The sequence below is a fragment of the Proteiniphilum sp. genome (assembly GCF_040307845.1).
Taxonomy (GTDB): Bacteria; Bacteroidota; Bacteroidia; order Bacteroidales; family Dysgonomonadaceae; genus Proteiniphilum.
In genome coordinates, this window is the sequence record NZ_JAWRIS010000062.1 from 182,808 (window position 1) to 199,900 (window position 17,093).

Sequence of the window (17,093 nt, forward strand, 5' to 3'; positions counted from 1 at the left end):
ATTTTTCAATTGTATTCTTCTGTGCGCAGCATCAGTTAAATTGCCGCTTAAAGAACCAGAACTCGTTTATATTCACGCCTATGGTAATCTTAAACATATCCTGCTTGATCATATAATCTCTATCGGGTTGTTGCCTTGTATAGCCAAACCCGATATTAAGCATCGAGACATGCCCCGACATATAATCCCTGAATGGCAGTCCTAATCCCACATTAACTCCATATTCCTTGAAGGTGCCGGTATACTTTCCCGCACCATTCACCGGATCGTTGGGATCATTCACACTGAAATTGGTATAAGAGTTGGAATAAGAAAGCCCTCCCCTGAAACGGACACGGTGAAAATAGTTCTGGCTCATCGGGTCGATGACATACTCCATACCGGCGTTAACCCGGAAAGCGTTATTAAACCTGTTTTCTTGAGAAAGATTGTCCAGCACGTCGGGATAATCCAGCTCTTTCCACAATTGGTAAGTCCCGTCGATTCCGACCAGGAACCGATCGGTACTGTAAGTGACACCGGCTCCAAACGTATGAGGAAGTTGGAAGGAGGCATTCGTCAACGTATCGGTTTTCAGTACCTGTGAAGGTGATAGCCCGGGAGTGTTATACGGGTCACTGGTATATAACATTTCCGTTGGATTCACATCGGTCTTGGCATTCAACCGGGGTGAATAAACCGCTCCAAACGTAACCGAACGGACCTTATCGATCGGATAAGTAAATTGCATTCCGAGATCGTATTTAAACTCACGGAAAGAATAACCATATTTGGTTTCTCCCACCAGTCCCGATGCGGGGACAACCACACTGCTCCGCGAAAAATTACCGAACAGATAAGAAAAATTGGCTCCTATGGAAATATTTTGAATGGGTTCCCATGCAATACCTCCATATATCTGGTTCAAGCCGCCGGTGCCCCTGTATGTTTCCTGATACTGTGTATTCGACACAGAACGGACACTCCCGAAGTTATATCCCATCTTGGAAAACGGAAGCAAGCCTATACTGGCGCCTATACCGCGAAACAGCGGGAATTGTATGGCCACATAATCGAGATTTCCATTATAAAAATCCCGTGTATCGGTCACCCCATCGCTCATTCGTGCCATATGCCCCGAAATACCCAGATCAAAGATAAAGGTGAGCGTATCGAGTTTGGAATAGGATGCGGGGTTAACCCAATTCACCTGTTGACTCCTTCGCAGCCCATAGCTGATCCCTCCCATAGCTTCCGACGCACTCGGTACCGGATTCATGAGAAGTCCGTATCCATACCGGCTATAGGGGGAGTTAGACCCTACCTGTTGTGCGATAATAACTGTGGTAATCGAGAGAAAAGCGATCAATAAAGAGAAACGTTTTTTCCTAATATTCATCTGTTTCGGATATATAACCAGCTCTTAGCCGCCTTGTTTCATAATTTTTTTGCGTGTACAAAGATGACATATTTTTGCGATGTCACCAAAAATCGGAACAAACATCGTGTTAAAAAGATAAAAGTTTAATGTTTATAAACGATTAAATTATATTTATTATTTTTTTACACTATCCTTATACCCATTATATGAGACCACATCTGCCAATGCTTTTCGTTTTTTTTGCCTTAACGGCTGCACGCTATACCCTATCGCGATATCGAGCCATACTCTCTTTGATTCGGGGATCGACAAGACCTCCCGCATCCTGGGTTCGTTGAACCATCCGAGGATACAGGAACCCAACCCCTCGGCATGAGCGGCCAACGCAATATGCGCGGCAATTACCCCGAGATCCATCTGGGCATAATCTTTCTGTTTCACCCATCCACCGACTCCGGAGGTGAGATTCACCTTCTCTTCTACCAATACGATATGCACCGGCGCTTGTTTGGTGAAGTGATTCATTCCCAATGCACGGGCGGAGGTGGCATCAGCAACTTTGTTTTTCAGTTCCGGATCATCCACCACAATCATCCGCCATGGCTGTGCGTTACATGCCGAAGGAGCCAGCCGGGCCACCTCCACGATGCGATCTATTTTTTCTTTCTCTACCGGACGTTCAGGATCAAAAGCGCGATCACTCTGGCGGGTAGATACAAACTCCAAAAAATCCATATCAGGCGTTTAATGCCGCTATCCGGCTGATATACTTACCAATAATATCGAACTCCAGATTCACCACCGACCCTTTCTTTATCTGATGAAAATTGGTAAATTCATAGGTATAAGGGATAATAGCCACCTTGAAACTATTGTCCGTAGGCTCCACTACAGTGAGGCTGACACCGTTCACGGTAACGGATCCTTTGTCTACGGTCAAATATCCTTTTTTTGCCATCTCACGGTCAAATGCATATTCGAAGGTGAAATACCAACTACCACCTGCTTCTTCCACATCCGCACAGACAGCGGTCTGGTCCACATGGCCTTGTACGATATGGCCGTCAAGCCGTCCGTTCATCGGCATGCTGCGCTCCAGGTTTACCCTGCTTCCTACCTCCAAAAGGCCGAGGTTCGACCGATCCAGGGTTTCCTGAATCGCCGTTACGGTATAGGTATCCCCGTCGATGGAGACCACGGTGAGACACACTCCGTTGTGCGACACACTCTGATCGATTTTCAGTTCTCCGGTAAAGGAACACTGTAACGTTATATGCAGGTTACCTCTATCCTTATTCAATGCTACCACCGTTGCCGCTTCTTCTACAATTCCTGAAAACATGTTGATGATTTGTTGATCCCGATAAATCGGGACAAGTTATGATGATGTAATGATTTAACAATCTAATAATTAGTAATTGGTAATTGGTAATTTTACCAGATAGCCGCCCGTTCTTCCGCCGGAAGATACATCGGATCGGAAGGTTGGATACCGAATGCCTCATACCATGCACCGATATGCGGCAGCGCTGCGTCCACACGCCATTTGCCGAGTGAATGGGGATCCACCTTCGTAAGACGGAGAATTTCGGCATCCCGCACATTTCCCGCCCAAAGAGCAGCATAGCTCAGGAAGAAACGCTGTGCCGGAGTGAAACCATCGAGAAGTTCGTTCAACTGCGCTTGCCGGGTTTTCTGAAAAGCGTGATAGGAAACCTGCAAACCGCCATGATCGGCAATATTCTCACCCAATGTATAACGGCCGTTGGCATGCACAGTATCCAATACGACTATATTATTAAAATAGTCGACCAGCACATTGGCCCTCTCTTCAAACCGTCCGGCATCTTCGGCAGTCCACCATTCAGCCAAATTGCCATCCTTGTCGAATTTACGTCCCTGGTCGTCGAACCCATGCGTCATCTCATGACCAATCACCACGCCGATACCGCCATAATTGATTGCATCGTCACCGTCCATATAAAAGAAGGGTGGTTGAAGAATTCCGGCAGGGAAACAAATTTCGTTGGAGGAGGGATTATAATAAGCATTGACCGTTTGGGGCGACATAAACCATTTGGTCTTGTCGACCGGCTTACCCAGGTCATCCATCATCTCGGCGTAAGCAAATTCAGATGCACGCACCTTATTTTGCCAATAAGAATCGTCTTTTATTTCAAGAGAAGAGTAATCTTTCCACTTGTCGGGATATCCAATCTTCACGATAAACGTGCTCAGTTTCTCCTGTGCTTTTGCTTTTGTGGCATCACTCATCCATTCCAGGCCAGCAATGCGCTCACCCAAGGCAGTCTTCAGGTTGCCTACCAGGTCGAGCATCCGTTCCTTGGCTTCCGGTGGAAAATATTTTTGTACATAGAGTTGTCCGACCGCTTCTCCCATTGACCCGTTCACAGCATCTATGCTTCTCCGCCAACGGGGACGAAGTTCTTTGCTCCCGCTCAATGTCTTCCCATAGAACTCAAAATTGGCATTGACAAAATCATCACTGAGATATCCGGCGGCAGAATTGATTACTTTCCAGCCCAGATAATCACGCAGCACGTCCACCGGTTCTTTGTCGATAATGGAAATAGCTGCTTTCACCGGTTCTATTTGTCCAACATTCATGCTGTCTATACCGGCAGCCCCTACCTGCTCAAAATAATATGCCCACTCAAATGGAGCAACCTGCGAGTTAAGATCGGCTATCGCCAATTTGTGATAATTAAGCTCCGGCTGGCGTTGCATCTCCCTTGTGAAGTGCGCTTGCGCCAGTTTTGTTTCTATATTCAGCACGTTAAGGGCAGCCTTCTGCGCATCCTCATCACTAAAACCGGCATTGCGGAACTGTGTTTTTATCAGCTTCTCGTACTCTCCCCGTACCATTTTGGTATGTTCATCCTGTAGCAGGTAGTAATCCCGGTCGCCCATACTTATACCCGACTGGTAAAGATGGGCAATATTCATGGCGCTGTTCATGTCATCGGGGCCTACATAAAATCCGAAGAACGGGTTAGCCGCAAAACGGCTTATCCCGGCGGTCATCCGGATAACATCTTTCTTGTCGGAGATCGCCGCAATTTCTTCCAGTTGCTTACGTATCGGTTCCGCACCATCGGCATTCAACTTCACGCTGTCGATACCCATTTTATAGAGGTCGCCTACCTTCTGCGCATTGGAACCCACAGGGTTTTCCTGCTTTCCGAGTTCCTCTATCAGGGACTGTATCTGCGTTTGGTTGTTTTCGCGCAATTGGTCGAAAGAACCATACCGCGCATATTCATCGGGGATAGGGTTGGCTTCCTGCCATCCTCCGGTAGCGTATTGATAGAAACTCGCACCGGGGGCAGCCGTGGTGTCGAGGTTAGAGAGATCGAGCCGCTCCTTGGGCTGCCCTGCTTTCTGCTGTGTGCAACTTGTGGTGATCATAACAGCTAAAACGATAATAGGATATACAATCCGTTTCATATGACTATTTTTTAGAATAAAGAGTAAAGAACAAGGAATAAAGACTTCTTCAACATGTCATTATATCCTCATTTTGAATAAAAATCTCTTTTCTCCTTATTTATATTCTTACATATAACAAGATACAAAAGTACAAAAATATTTTGTACGATGTTCGTGAATATCGCTAAACTCGAAAACAGACGATTTCAACCCCTATTTATCCGATAAAATATTTGGATTTTAGATAAACCTTGCATATCTTTACAAGATAAAGTCGTATTCTGACAATACTGAATCGAACAAAGCGCGAAATACAATTATACATTAAAGGACAATGACAACAACCGAATTAAATACTGCAAAGATAGAATTTATACGAGAGTTCTTGAACGAACAAGATGACAACCTTATAATGGAACAAATAGCATTTTATCGCAGTATGAAACATACAAATGCTTTTTTAAATATTCCAAAGACGGAAGAAGAATTAAAGGCTTCCGTAGAGAAAGCGGAAGAAGACTATCTTAATGGCATTTTCTTTTCAACAGAAAAAGTATTTGAAAAGTATAAGAAATGAAAGTTATCTGGTCATCAGAGGCTACAAAATCAATAGAGGTTATTTATGACTTCTATTATAGCAAAAGTGAGAGAGCTGCAAATAAAATAATTACAGATATTTATAATGCAACTTTGCTTCTTTCTCAACAACCATTTATGGCCCCATAGAACCCGCATTAAAAGATTTACCGAAAACCTACCGATCAATGGTAGTCAGGCAACTTTTCAAGCTTATTTATCGTGTCGATGAAGAAAAACAGGAAGTCATTATTATGACTATTTGGGACTGTCGGCAAAACCCCAAAAATTTGAGAAAGAGAATACCATAGGCACTTTCAAAATCATTATAACCACAATGCAGAAGTAAACAGGTCGAACAGACATCCATTTATCCGATAAGATACTTGGGTTTTACACATGACCAGCTTGTCCCAATGACAACAGACCTTTCTCATACAAACTACTCGCAAGGATCACATAAAGTTAAAAGGCATATTACCCAAAAGCAGAACAAAAAAATAAACAGGGCGGGGAATCACTCCTGGCCCTGTTCGATCCTTTCAATAGTGTTTAATTTAATGTAGAGTTTATATAAATTGAACTGAAAGGTTTTTTATTTATTCTTTTTAATTGTCATACTTACATTCGAAGTTATGGTAAATAAATAATTTCAGTACCTCCGCCAAAACTTCCTGCCGAGACGGTATAAGCGCCTACCGTAAGGGTTACTTTCTTCTCGGCCTCATCATAGGTTCCTTTCACACTACCCATGGTCACAGGACCATAGCCCGAATGATTGTAAATTATCTGATTCGGACAAGTGACAGTTTCTCCATCCGCTAAAATCATAAATGCAATACTGGTATATCCAAAAGGTTGCACGATCTTATATACTTCTGACCCTTTGGCTTTCTGGACTTTTACATTAGAGATCACATCTTCCTCCCATCCACCACTGGAATCCAATGTAGCTTCACCCACTTCTTCAAATTCAAGATTATTTGATGTTGCCACATTGAAGGTTGATATATTTCCATAGGCAACCTGTTCCGAGGCAATTGTCAGAGAAAAGGGATAGGATAAACCTACATTCACATCCATTCCATTAGGAATAATGGATAGACTTGCGGGATTAATCGTAGATAAGTCTGAGAATCCCAGTGTTAATTCCGCATATTCTTCTCCATCAGTAAATACTGCGGGGGAAGTAATTCCAAACACATTTGCATAAGCCGCATTTGCAGCAGTTGTAGTCACCGAGACAGGCACAGTAAATCCTCCGGCAGTTGCCGTCCTTCCCACGACAACTTTCAAAGTGGCATCATTTAAATCCCAATTCGCAGACCGGGTAAGAAAAGTGGCTTTATCAGCCTGGCCGGCAGAAAATAGGGTACCCTCATTATCCTTATCACAAGAGATAAAAATACTCGATAGAATGACCCAAATAAATAATTTATTTATATTCTTCATATCCTATTTTTTAATATTTAAATTCATCATTTTAAAATCCAATACTCCATAGATTTATCAGGGTTGATCCCCTACGGGATTTTGATCCGTTTTTGGATCTAAACTTTCATTTCCGTCAAACTCGGCCTGCGGTATTGTCAAAACCCATGCGTATGTTTCAGGATTTTGCGTGTCAACGCCTGTAATAAGTGCGCTGGTTGGCCATCCCATTGCCGTAGTACGGGTGAATCCTTGTTTCAAACGTTTGATATCAAAGACACGACCATATTCACCCCACAGCTCAATACGTCTGTGAACAAGTATTTCTTCAAGCAGAGACCCGGTTTCATCTGAGGTAAGCGCACCTAATTGAGTGCCGGATTTGGAAGTAGTATATCCGGGATCACGCGTCTTTACCAAGTCCTCCAGCAGCTTTCTGGCAGCCGCATCATTTCCTAACCTATTTTCGGCTTCAGCTTCGGTTAAATACATTTCTTCCACCCTCATCCACAGTTTGTCTCCTGTGGAAGTTTGTGCATTGGAAAAACGGAATTTCACCTGAAGATAAGGAGCTACCGATGAATATTTGGTAGGTTCCCACCACTGACGGCGAACATCTTGTTGTCCCATTTTATTATATAGGGGAATACTTATGCATTTTGGAGCACTTCTTGCATAAACGGAGGTCTGAGAGGCATCCCACATGGTTATTGCATCCATATGGTATAAAAACGGACCCCAACCAGGAGTTTGCGTTTCAATTACTTTAGCCCCCCACATCACATTTCTCTTATTCACATCATTCATGCCACTCGTCAAATCACCGGCTGCCCCAATAGTATAATTTCCCCTGGCTTCTTTTGCAGCATCCCGTGCTTCCGCCCATTCGTTGGTGGTAAGGCAAATACGTGCTTTGATGCCATTGGCAACATAATAATCGATATGGGTTTTATCGGTCTGTTCAGGCGCATCCTTCAATAAAGTAACGGCCTTATCAATATCTTCTCTTATCAGCTTATAAACCTCCGAGAGTTTTGCACGAGGGTTTCCACCGGTTCCAATCCCAGTTGGTTCCGTATAAAGGGGTATCCCGGGCTCGTCTTCATGGCCTATATAAGTCCGTGCGAAAAACATAGCCAAATAATGATAGCAATAGGCACGTATGGCATAAGCTTGCCCGATCACATAATTTTTATCTGCCTCGTCGCCGCCCATAGTAGATTCGGCATTGATAATGTAATTGGCATTTGAAATCAACGTGTAATAACCGTTCCAGAGGTCATAAGATCTCCACGCACTGCTCGTAAAACGTGATTTGACATTATATACGGCATCGTACCAATACCATCCGCTTCCCTGCGCTTTCATCACCATGTCCTCACCCATCACGTCAGCCGCAAGGTTCCATGCGGAAAGGCCGTCGCATTGTTGCACATTAGCGGTTGTTGACCAGCCTTGTGTATACATCATGCGATAAATACCATTCAGGGGAACCAGCGCTTTCTTACCGGTACTGAACATATCATCTGCTGTTCCTTTGTCGGTGGGGGATGTTTCCAGAAAGTCGTCATTACAACTTATCAAGCATATTACTCCCGCAATCAGGAAAAGTATTGAATATAATTTCTTTTTCATATTGATTCCTTGTTATTATAATTAAAATTTCACATCAACACCAATTGAAAATGTTTTGTTTGGCGTATATGTATAGGCAGTTCCACCCGAAAAGTTATATTGGGGATCCATACCATCTAAATGAGAGAAAAGGGCAAAATTGTCCAAAGTGCAGAATAAACGCAAAGTATTAAAATCAATCTTTTTCAACAATTTGTTGGGCAAGGTATATCCTAATGTGACATTTTTGATGGCAAAATAAGATGCATCCACCAAAAAGCGATCACTCTGTGTATACTGAGGATTGATCTCCACACGAGGAACATCTGTTACGTCACCCGGTTTTTGCCAACGGCGCAGGGCATGTTTATTCCATGTATCCCCGTTATACATGATATTCATCGAACCCAGATAGAGGCTTTCGTAAATTTTACCACCTATCGAATAGGTCGTTTGTAACGATAAGTCAAAGGATTTGAGGAACGTAAAGTCCATACTAAGGCTACCATACAGATCCGGGATACGGCTACCTAAAAAGTATTTTGAAGTGGACGCCTTACTGTAATCACTTGTTATATATTCTCCTACGGCTTTTCCATTATCATCCATCGAGTCATAAGCCCAGTATAATTGTGCTCCTGTCAAGGGATCAACACCCGCCGATTTGGCCATATAGAAAGTGTTCAGTTCATAACCCTCTTTAATAGCATATACTCCGGAGATAATTTCATTTTTCTCAGTGTTAGTCAATTTCAACACTTTATTATTTACCGTAGATCCCATCAAAGTAGCACGCCAGGTAAAATCAGGTTTATTTACGATTTGTGCACCTATGGTAAATTCAAGTCCACTATTCCTGATATTTCCAACATTCTCATTATATCCGCTGAAACCGGTTGACAGTGCCATGGGATATTTTAATAACATATCTTCGGTTTTTCTATTGTAATACTCTACAGACAAATCGAACCGATTCAAAAATCTGCTTTCAAAACCAATATTCAGGTTATGATTCTTTTCCCACGTAATTTTCCTATTCTCCAGAGAAGATATTGTGGCTCCGGGCAAATAAGCATTTGGCCAAGTGTAGTCGTAATAACTTGCCCAAAGATAATAATCAGGGTTTTGGTCAGGATCGAGGATATTATCATTTCCCTGCACACCGTAACTGGCTTTAATAGATAAATTATCCAGCCAGTCTGCATCCCTTAAAAACTCTTCTTGCGATATTCGCCAATTTGCACCAACCGACCAGAAGTTACCCCAACGATTATCCTTGTAAAAACGAGAAGAACCGTCCCTACGGAAGCTGGTTGAGAAATAATATCTCTCATCATAGTTATAATTGATATTAGCGAGATAAGACTCAAGGGTATAATTATGCTCATAAGAATCTGCATCTTTCACTGTTGAAGCCGGAGCCAGTTCATAAATTCCTTCCACCAAACCGGTCCTTGAAGCGAGAAGATAATTGTATTTATACGCATAGCTTTCATGTCCGATCAAAGCATCGAGACTATGCTGGTTAAATTTTCGATTATAGGTAAGGAGTTGATTAAAGGTATGGCTCAGCATCCGGGTATTGTATTTACTCATCAACCCTCCACTGGTAGCAAAATTCCCATGGTATATATTATAATATACCAACCGGTTTTGGTTCCTATAATCTACCCCAAAATTCAGATTAAGCTTTAATCCTTTTAAAGAACCGGCTTTCTCTTCATCCGAACCAAATACGAGATAACTCCTTGCGCTTAAATTATCATTTTTTCGATCGGATTTATCATCATACAAAGTCGCCAATGCACTGAAATTATTCGCCTTAGGCCTATTCGAACCATAATCAAATTGTCTTTTCCCGTTAGCATCCAAAACATCATTTCCAGTTAAATCTTTTTCATACACGGGAAATATAGGAGCCATAAATTGAGCTGTGTACCAAACATTCGCGGTAGAAGAACCGGTATAGGTAGAATAATTCTGAGTACTTGAAGAGAATGAAGCGCTTAGCCCTGATTTCAGCCAAAATTTCGCCTGATTGTCCACACTTACCCTTCCGCTGAATCGTTCAAAACCGGTATTTTCCAACACTCCATCCTCTTTCAGATAGCCAAAAGAAAACAGGCTTTGCATTGTATTGGTTCCCCCGGAAAATGACAATTGATATTCCTGACGGGGGGCGCTGCTTCTTGAAACGGCATCTACCCAGTTTTCATCCCAAGCAGAAACGGCATCTGCCTGAACTTGCCCGGTTGTTGGATTAATAATATTATCCCATGTATAGTTTTTGAAAGGATTATATATTTCACCTCCCAATGTTGAAGATAATTCAGATCTTGCCTGATTTGAAGCAACATCCCAATCGTATCCACTATTAAAAACATAACCATTACGCAAAGCTTCATAAGTCAACTGCACATATTCCTTCTGATTGACCATTGCATAGGGGTCAATTGCACGGGAAGCCCAGCCATAGCTCGCTTTAAAATTAATCTGTGTCTTTCCTTCCCGTCCTTTTTTAGTGGTAATAATAATAACCCCGTTAGCACCACGTGCGCCATACAATGCTCCTGCAGAAGCGTCTTTTAATATCGTCATTGATTCAATATCTTCCGGGTTTATGGCATTTAAAGCTCCATCATAGGGGATTCCATCTACCACATACAAAGGAGTAGCCGCAGCATTAATGGATCCGTATCCACGAATTCTCACAGAAGCCCCCTCTCCCGGTTGTCCTCCTCCCGAAGTTGTCAAAAGACCGGGAGCTTGTCCGTCCAGTGCTTTTGTTATATCGGATACGGTTCTTTTGTCTATCTTATCAGTAGTAATCACTGCCGCCGAACCAGTAAAAGATTCTTTTTTTGCCGTTCCGTAAGCTACAACCATTACCTCTTCCAATAATCTGGCATCGGGTACCAATACTATTTTCAGATCAGCTCCTACTGGAACCTCCTGTGTTTGAAATCCCACATAAGAGACTACCAATGTTCCTCCGGCAGGGGCGGACAGATTGAAATTCCCGTCTATATCTGTTACGGTTCCCTGCGAAGTACCTTTAATCTGGATAGTAGCTCCAATCACCGGCTCCCCGGTTTCGTCCGCCACGGTACCCCGTACCTGTGTCTGAGCCACAGTAATCCCTATCCCAATAAAGAACAGGGCAAAAAACATCATTAGTTTTCTTTTCATACTCTACGTTTTTTAATTAATAATTTACTCAAAATAATATTTTGCTTTTATGACAAAAGGGAAGCATATATACGGCTTATAAGATGTATAAAGCCGTAAATTGCCAAATAATATATTGTGAATGTGGTTTGTCGGGATACACGAAGGGGTGCCGGTCTTTAAGGAAACCGGCACAAAAAGGGAATGCATGCCGAAAAGATATTTCGACAAAACATCAAATGCACAAATAAAATGGGATGATAACTTTTTAAGAAGGGATAATATAGAGTTTAGGAGATTATAAAGCGGTTTACCCCCCCCCCCCGTTAATATTTATTAACAAAAAGGATTCTATTGTATGGTTTCCTAACTTAAATCTCATCTGTCTCTACTTTCTTAAATAATTTGTCGCAAATTTATATCATTCTATTTTAATTTCACAATTTTTCCTTACAAAAAATCGTTTTTTAACATAGAAAAGATCAAAATCCATTCATAGAATTCCAACAACCATAAATTACAACCAAACTACAAGTCATATTTTTTATTGGCCAAAGAATAAAAAAACAGGGCGGGGAATCACTCCTGGCCCTGTTCGATCCTTTCAATAATATTTATTTTTTCGTAGAGTTTATCTAAAATGAACTGAAAGGTCTTTATTTTAATGAATTACAAACATTAATTATCCGCAACATCCCACCAAACTCGGGTATCGAAATTATCGGAGCCTTGCGCTGCAATAGCTTGTTTATAATTATCCATATTTGTCTCGTAATCGATCAGATAATACTGCCTTCTATATGGTACATGGGTAATTGGGTCTGCCGCCTGCCCGGGAACCAATTTGGGGACATTCAGCCTTCTCCAGTCGGACCAGGCTTCAATACCATCTTCCAGGAATCCGTTGAGCCAACGTTGCATGGCTATTTTTTCAATTTTCTCCGTGTCAGACCCTGTCAATGCAATCACAGGTTGTGCCAGATAATCGTCTAACGTCAAAACAAAACCATATTCAGCTTCCCAATCTTCCCACAAATCAGGGTCATTGTTTTTATAACCCGCAACATCGGTCGCAAAATCTTTTTCCTCGAATGACATGTCTATACCTTCCTTGTAAAGTGCTGCTGCATCAGCGCTGATCCAGCCCCTGACTGCCGCTTCCGCTGCCACGAGCAATATTCTTGATGCTGAAATAATGGTAATAGGAGCGTTCATCCTATACAATTTGGGATTGAACATTACTATCTTACCTTTATATTCCGAAATATTGGCACGAGGCACTCCAAATGGAACAGCCTCAAATTTATCATAAGGGTTGGGAATGCCGTAACTCATCACACGGGGATCCTTGTACGATAATAATACATCGACAATCGTTTTTGAAGGAGCAAAATCCTGTCTCCGGGAAATAGACATATTATCATGCAACGGATTCATGTTGGCGGTTTCGTTGAGATATTGATAGCGTAGATTATCGTCATTGGTTTGCATACCACCATCTTGATACGCCTTGGCAAAACGCGTTTTACCTGCGTCCGGTGCCACATCCGACAATTTAATCGCCAAAAGCATTCTCAATGATGCATTTAACTTCTTCCATTTTGAAACGTCGCCATTATAAAGGATGTCATAACTGCTGTTCAAGTGACCACTTTCTTCAAATAAAGTGTATGCTTCATTCAATTCGGCATCTAAAGCAGTGTAGATATCCTGCTGGGTATCGAATTTTGGGGTAAAGTTACCCTCATCACCCAATAATGCTTCTGAATAATAGATACTCCCAACAATATCTGTCATATGCATATAGTAAAACGCTTCCAATGTCTTGGCGACAGCAATTTGGTTATTATTACTCCCCATTGCGCCAACAAACTCCGTCGTATTCTGATTTTCATCTTCATTCATGGCGATGATCAGTTTTAAATTGCGCAGGAAAGTATTGTAGTAAGTACTTAACGCAAAATCAACAATTTTAAATTCAGTATACTGGATATTTTGCGCTTCGGCAAAATATTGCGGGTAGAGCTGGCTAAATGGGTCATAAAGACTGACACTTGGTGCGGGAGCGCTAGTGTATACACCAAAAGTAACACCTTGCATTGCCCTGGCAAATAGAAAACGGGTATCAGCCTGCGACGGATTGTTGGGATCCAAATTGATATCTCCAAAATCCCCACAACTACCCAAAGACAATATTCCTATTAAAGAAAATATATATATAATTTTATTTTTCATAATGTCTTATTTTTAATTCTGTTATTTAAAAAGTAAGATTGACAGTCAGGCCATAGGAGCGGGTAGAAATGGATTGTCCTCCTTCTACATAGTTATAGCTGGAGCCGCTTGTTTCCGAAGGATCTATATTGGGGGTTCCCGAATAAATCAACCACGGATTTTGGGCAACAAACGAAATACTTGCAGCTTTCAACCCAAGGCCGGTTCGGTTAAGGAAAGCTTTCGGCAATTCATATCCTATTGATATTTCTCTCAATTTCACATACGACGCATCATAAACAGAAGGAGCCCACACTTGAGGATATAAAGACTGGTAATAATATTGTGTATCGAAATACCCGTCTAATGGATTACCGTCGGCATCCACCCCGGAAAGATGTATACCACCACCTTCGGATACAGGATCACGCAAAGGATTGCCCTTATCATTCAGTCCGGCCGTATTGGTCAAAATTCCGGAACCATTCCCCCAATAATTTGTCCAGGAAACAATGTCTCCACCAAAAGAGAAGTCGAGAGCTGCCGCAAACATAAACCCTTTAAAATTAAGTGAAGTAGAAAAACCTCCGGTAAAATCGGGTTGAGCAATACCCAGATCTTTTGTTTGATTTTCAGTATCCACATAAGGACGCACTTCACCTAAAGCATGACCATCAGCCAATTTCCCTAAAATCAAATTACCATTATCATCACGTCTCCAGTCATTTCCCTGTATAAGACCAATGGGTTGCCCTTCACGCGCATTGATGGAAATCGGATAATAGAATTTTGTCCACCAAATCTGGTAAGAGTCGTCATCTTTATCATTCTCTATAAGCTCTACCAATGTATTTTTATTTTTCGAATAATTGAAATTCACAGTCCATTGCAGATCCCTGGTCTTCACGGGCATACCCCCCAAGGTAAGCTCAATACCTCTGTTCCGAATCAGACCGGCATTAATCTTTATGGTGCTATAACCACTGGCAGGAGTTACGTTCTGGTCAATAATCTGGTTTTTAGAATCTCTGTTATAGAAATTGAAATCTCCCCAGAACCGATTATGGAATAACCTAAACTCTGTACCGACTTCGTAAGAAGTAGAGATCGTCGGTTTGATGTTGGGATCTCTCAGGTTCGTACTCTGGCGCATTGTGGTCAATCCGCCATATTTCTTTGTGTTAGACCCGTCATTGGTGATGTAAACCGGATATACCAAGTAGGCGTCCATAGTAGAACCCACCTGGGCTGCAGAACCTCTCAGCTTCCAGAAGTTCAACCAATCGGCCTTCACTAAATTACTCATTATTACGGATGCACTTAATCCACCATAAAGATAACTGTTATGATCGGGATGCAATGTGGAAGTCCAGTCGTTCCTCAAGTTGGCATCTAAATAGTAAGTATCATCAAAACCAACTGTGGCAGTGGCAAAAATACTCTCAGTTTTATAGTGGGTAATGCTGGAAGAACCTCCTGGTAAACCGGTAGAAGCCGATACATTCCAGAATTTATTCAAAAACAACCCATCTCTGGTAAAGGCGTCGTTGGCTTTGTAAGAATAGTCCCTATTTTCCACAAATCCAGTAGCATCCACAGTTAAACGGTCATCTACATAACGGTCACTGAAACTGACATAACCTTGTATTTGCATATCTATCAACGAGTTCTGATTTTGAGAATAAGAGGAAACGACGTCGAAATTCATTGGAATTTTAGTTTCCTCTACCACATTCCGGAGATTACCGTTCACATTCACTCCCGCTTTAAGATTTTTGAAGATCGTGTAATCTACGTTTCCACTGAAAACATTCCACTGATATAGGCTATTCCAGTTTACCTCGTTCATCAAAGCGTACGGATTCCAATGATAAGCAGCTGACAAATCTGTTGGACCGTTAATATTCCAGGTTTTGAAAGACCCGTCGGACCGTGTATAATTATCTTTCATATCCAACAGGTTGACATTGGTATTTCCCCATTGCAGGTACGAGTATAGGAAGTTTCCGAATTCACCATAACCTTCTACAGCCGCGTTATGGTTTTTGCGGTATGTATATTTATAATCTAAACTTACTTTTAATCGTTCGGTAACGTTAAATGAAGACTTAATGGATAGAAACCTTCTTATCGCATCACTATTATAGAGCACACCTTCCCGATCTACATTGGTAAATGAAATACGGGTATTATAATCTTTCCCTGCTTTGGCAAATGAAATGTTAGTTGTATTGGTTACCCCTGTGCGATAGAGATCTTTAATATCCATTTGGTATTCCCATGGAGTTTGTTGTCCAAAACGATGATCTGTAGGATCCCATGCATACCACGGCATATAGAGTTCTCCATTATATTTTGGACCCCAACTCGAATCATCAGCATAGTCGTACATTTTCCGACCGTCGAATTGCTTCAGATAGTCCGGCATGGTAGCATCCCAATGAAAGGTAGGAAGTTCCGCATCTGCACCGAGATATCCACCGCCATACTCTTTTTGTATATCAACATGAGAATACACTTTTTCCCACGCCAATGTATGACTGAAATTCACTTCCGATTTTCCCTCGGCAACGCTTTTAGTTGTAATGATGATCGCACCGTTTCCTCCGCGTGATCCGTACAACGAAGTAGCTGCCGGCCCTTTCAACACATTGATGCTTTCCACATCATCCATATTGATGGAATTCTGATTGGTAATTACCCCGTCAACCACGTAGATGGGTTCATTACCGGTAGCACTTGTTAATGAACTTGTTCCTCTTAAGTAGATTTTCCCAGCATCAAATTTAGAACCAGATCCCCCTACAAAACGAACCCCTGAAACTTTTCCGACCAACGCATTATTCAAATCTGTTTGGCGCGCCCTGATCAATTCATCCGCTTTGACTTCCTGCGCCGCATAACCGATGGATTTCTTTTGCCTCGTGAGTCCCATTGCTGTCACAACTAACTCTTCAAGCACTTCACTTTCTGCCTCTAAAGTTACGCGTACATTCGCACTCACCGGCACCTCTTGTGTTTGCATTCCCACATAAGAAATAACCAATATTTCACCAGCAGGAGCGGACAGGTTGAAATTTCCGTCCATATCGCTTACAGTGCCTTGAGAAGTACCTTTGACCTGAATCGTGGCTCCGATTACAGGTTCTCCTGCTTCATCCACGACAGTACCCCGTACTTGTGTCTGGGCAGTAACAAACCCTATCCCAATAATGAACAGGGTCAAAAACATCATTAGCTTTCTTTTCATACTCTACTTTTTTAGATTAATGACTTTCTT

At 42.0% G+C, this 17,093-nt stretch carries 10 protein-coding genes; 1 reads left to right on the forward strand and 9 read right to left on the reverse strand.

The window, feature by feature from the left end:
• Positions 1 to 31: 31 nt before the first annotated feature.
• The 4 genes from bamG to ABV001_RS16510 all read right to left on the reverse strand — a co-directional run bounded on the left by bamG (position 32) and on the right by ABV001_RS16510 (position 4,828).
• Positions 32 to 1,378: a BamG family beta-barrel-assembly machinery protein gene (bamG, locus tag ABV001_RS16495; RefSeq protein WP_352423811.1), complete on the reverse strand. Its 1,347-nt coding sequence runs from the start codon at positions 1,376 to 1,378 to the stop codon at positions 32 to 34.
• A 156-nt stretch (positions 1,379 to 1,534) separates the two neighbouring features.
• Positions 1,535 to 2,095, reverse strand: a complete 561-nt coding sequence (locus tag ABV001_RS16500) for a nitroreductase family protein (RefSeq protein ID WP_352423812.1) — start codon at positions 2,093 to 2,095, stop codon at positions 1,535 to 1,537.
• A gap of 1 nt (position 2,096) precedes the next feature.
• On the reverse strand, positions 2,097 to 2,702 hold the full coding sequence (locus tag ABV001_RS16505; protein WP_352423813.1) for a riboflavin synthase: 606 nt from the start codon (positions 2,700 to 2,702) through the stop codon (positions 2,097 to 2,099).
• Between the two features lie 92 nt (positions 2,703 to 2,794).
• Complete coding sequence (locus tag ABV001_RS16510) at positions 2,795 to 4,828, reverse strand: M13 family metallopeptidase (RefSeq protein ID WP_352423814.1); 2,034 nt, start codon at positions 4,826 to 4,828, stop codon at positions 2,795 to 2,797.
• Positions 4,829 to 5,144: 316 nt separating this feature from the next.
• Between ABV001_RS16510 and ABV001_RS16515 the strand changes: the two genes are divergently transcribed.
• Positions 5,145 to 5,387: a hypothetical protein gene (locus ABV001_RS16515; RefSeq protein ID WP_352423815.1), complete on the forward strand. Its 243-nt coding sequence runs from the start codon at positions 5,145 to 5,147 to the stop codon at positions 5,385 to 5,387.
• A gap of 632 nt (positions 5,388 to 6,019) precedes the next feature.
• On the opposite strand, the gene ABV001_RS16520 is transcribed toward ABV001_RS16515, so the two are convergent.
• The 5 genes from ABV001_RS16520 to ABV001_RS16540 form a co-directional block, all read right to left on the reverse strand.
• Positions 6,020 to 6,838, reverse strand: coding sequence for a hypothetical protein (locus ABV001_RS16520; RefSeq protein WP_352423816.1), 819 nt, complete (start codon positions 6,836 to 6,838; stop codon positions 6,020 to 6,022).
• Between the two features lie 57 nt (positions 6,839 to 6,895).
• On the reverse strand, positions 6,896 to 8,452 hold the full coding sequence (locus tag ABV001_RS16525; protein WP_352423817.1) for a RagB/SusD family nutrient uptake outer membrane protein: 1,557 nt from the start codon (positions 8,450 to 8,452) through the stop codon (positions 6,896 to 6,898).
• A gap of 21 nt (positions 8,453 to 8,473) precedes the next feature.
• A complete protein-coding gene (locus ABV001_RS16530) occupies positions 8,474 to 11,620 on the reverse strand; it encodes a SusC/RagA family TonB-linked outer membrane protein (protein ID WP_352423818.1) in 3,147 nt (1,048 codons plus the stop codon).
• A gap of 657 nt (positions 11,621 to 12,277) precedes the next feature.
• Positions 12,278 to 13,834: a SusD/RagB family nutrient-binding outer membrane lipoprotein gene (locus ABV001_RS16535; RefSeq protein WP_352423819.1), complete on the reverse strand. Its 1,557-nt coding sequence runs from the start codon at positions 13,832 to 13,834 to the stop codon at positions 12,278 to 12,280.
• 25 nt (positions 13,835 to 13,859) lie between these two features.
• Entirely contained in the window at positions 13,860 to 17,063 is a 3,204-nt protein-coding gene (locus ABV001_RS16540) for a SusC/RagA family TonB-linked outer membrane protein (protein ID WP_352423820.1), read from the reverse strand.
• Positions 17,064 to 17,093: the final 30 nt, after the last annotated feature.

Coding starts and splice junctions, on each gene's coding strand:
- bamG (WP_352423811.1), bottom strand. CDS start 1,378: ATGAATATTAGGAAAAAACGTTTCTCTTTATTGATCGCTTTTCTCTCG.
- ABV001_RS16500 (WP_352423812.1), bottom strand. CDS start 2,095: ATGGATTTTTTGGAGTTTGTATCTACCCGCCAGAGTGATCGCGCTTTT.
- ABV001_RS16505 (WP_352423813.1), bottom strand. CDS start 2,702: ATGTTTTCAGGAATTGTAGAAGAAGCGGCAACGGTGGTAGCATTGAAT.
- ABV001_RS16510 (WP_352423814.1), bottom strand. CDS start 4,828: ATGAAACGGATTGTATATCCTATTATCGTTTTAGCTGTTATGATCACC.
- ABV001_RS16515 (WP_352423815.1), top strand. CDS start 5,145: ATGACAACAACCGAATTAAATACTGCAAAGATAGAATTTATACGAGAG.
- ABV001_RS16520 (WP_352423816.1), bottom strand. CDS start 6,838: ATGAAGAATATAAATAAATTATTTATTTGGGTCATTCTATCGAGTATT.
- ABV001_RS16525 (WP_352423817.1), bottom strand. CDS start 8,452: ATGAAAAAGAAATTATATTCAATACTTTTCCTGATTGCGGGAGTAATA.
- ABV001_RS16530 (WP_352423818.1), bottom strand. CDS start 11,620: ATGAAAAGAAAACTAATGATGTTTTTTGCCCTGTTCTTTATTGGGATA.
- ABV001_RS16535 (WP_352423819.1), bottom strand. CDS start 13,834: ATGAAAAATAAAATTATATATATATTTTCTTTAATAGGAATATTGTCT.
- ABV001_RS16540 (WP_352423820.1), bottom strand. CDS start 17,063: ATGAAAAGAAAGCTAATGATGTTTTTGACCCTGTTCATTATTGGGATA.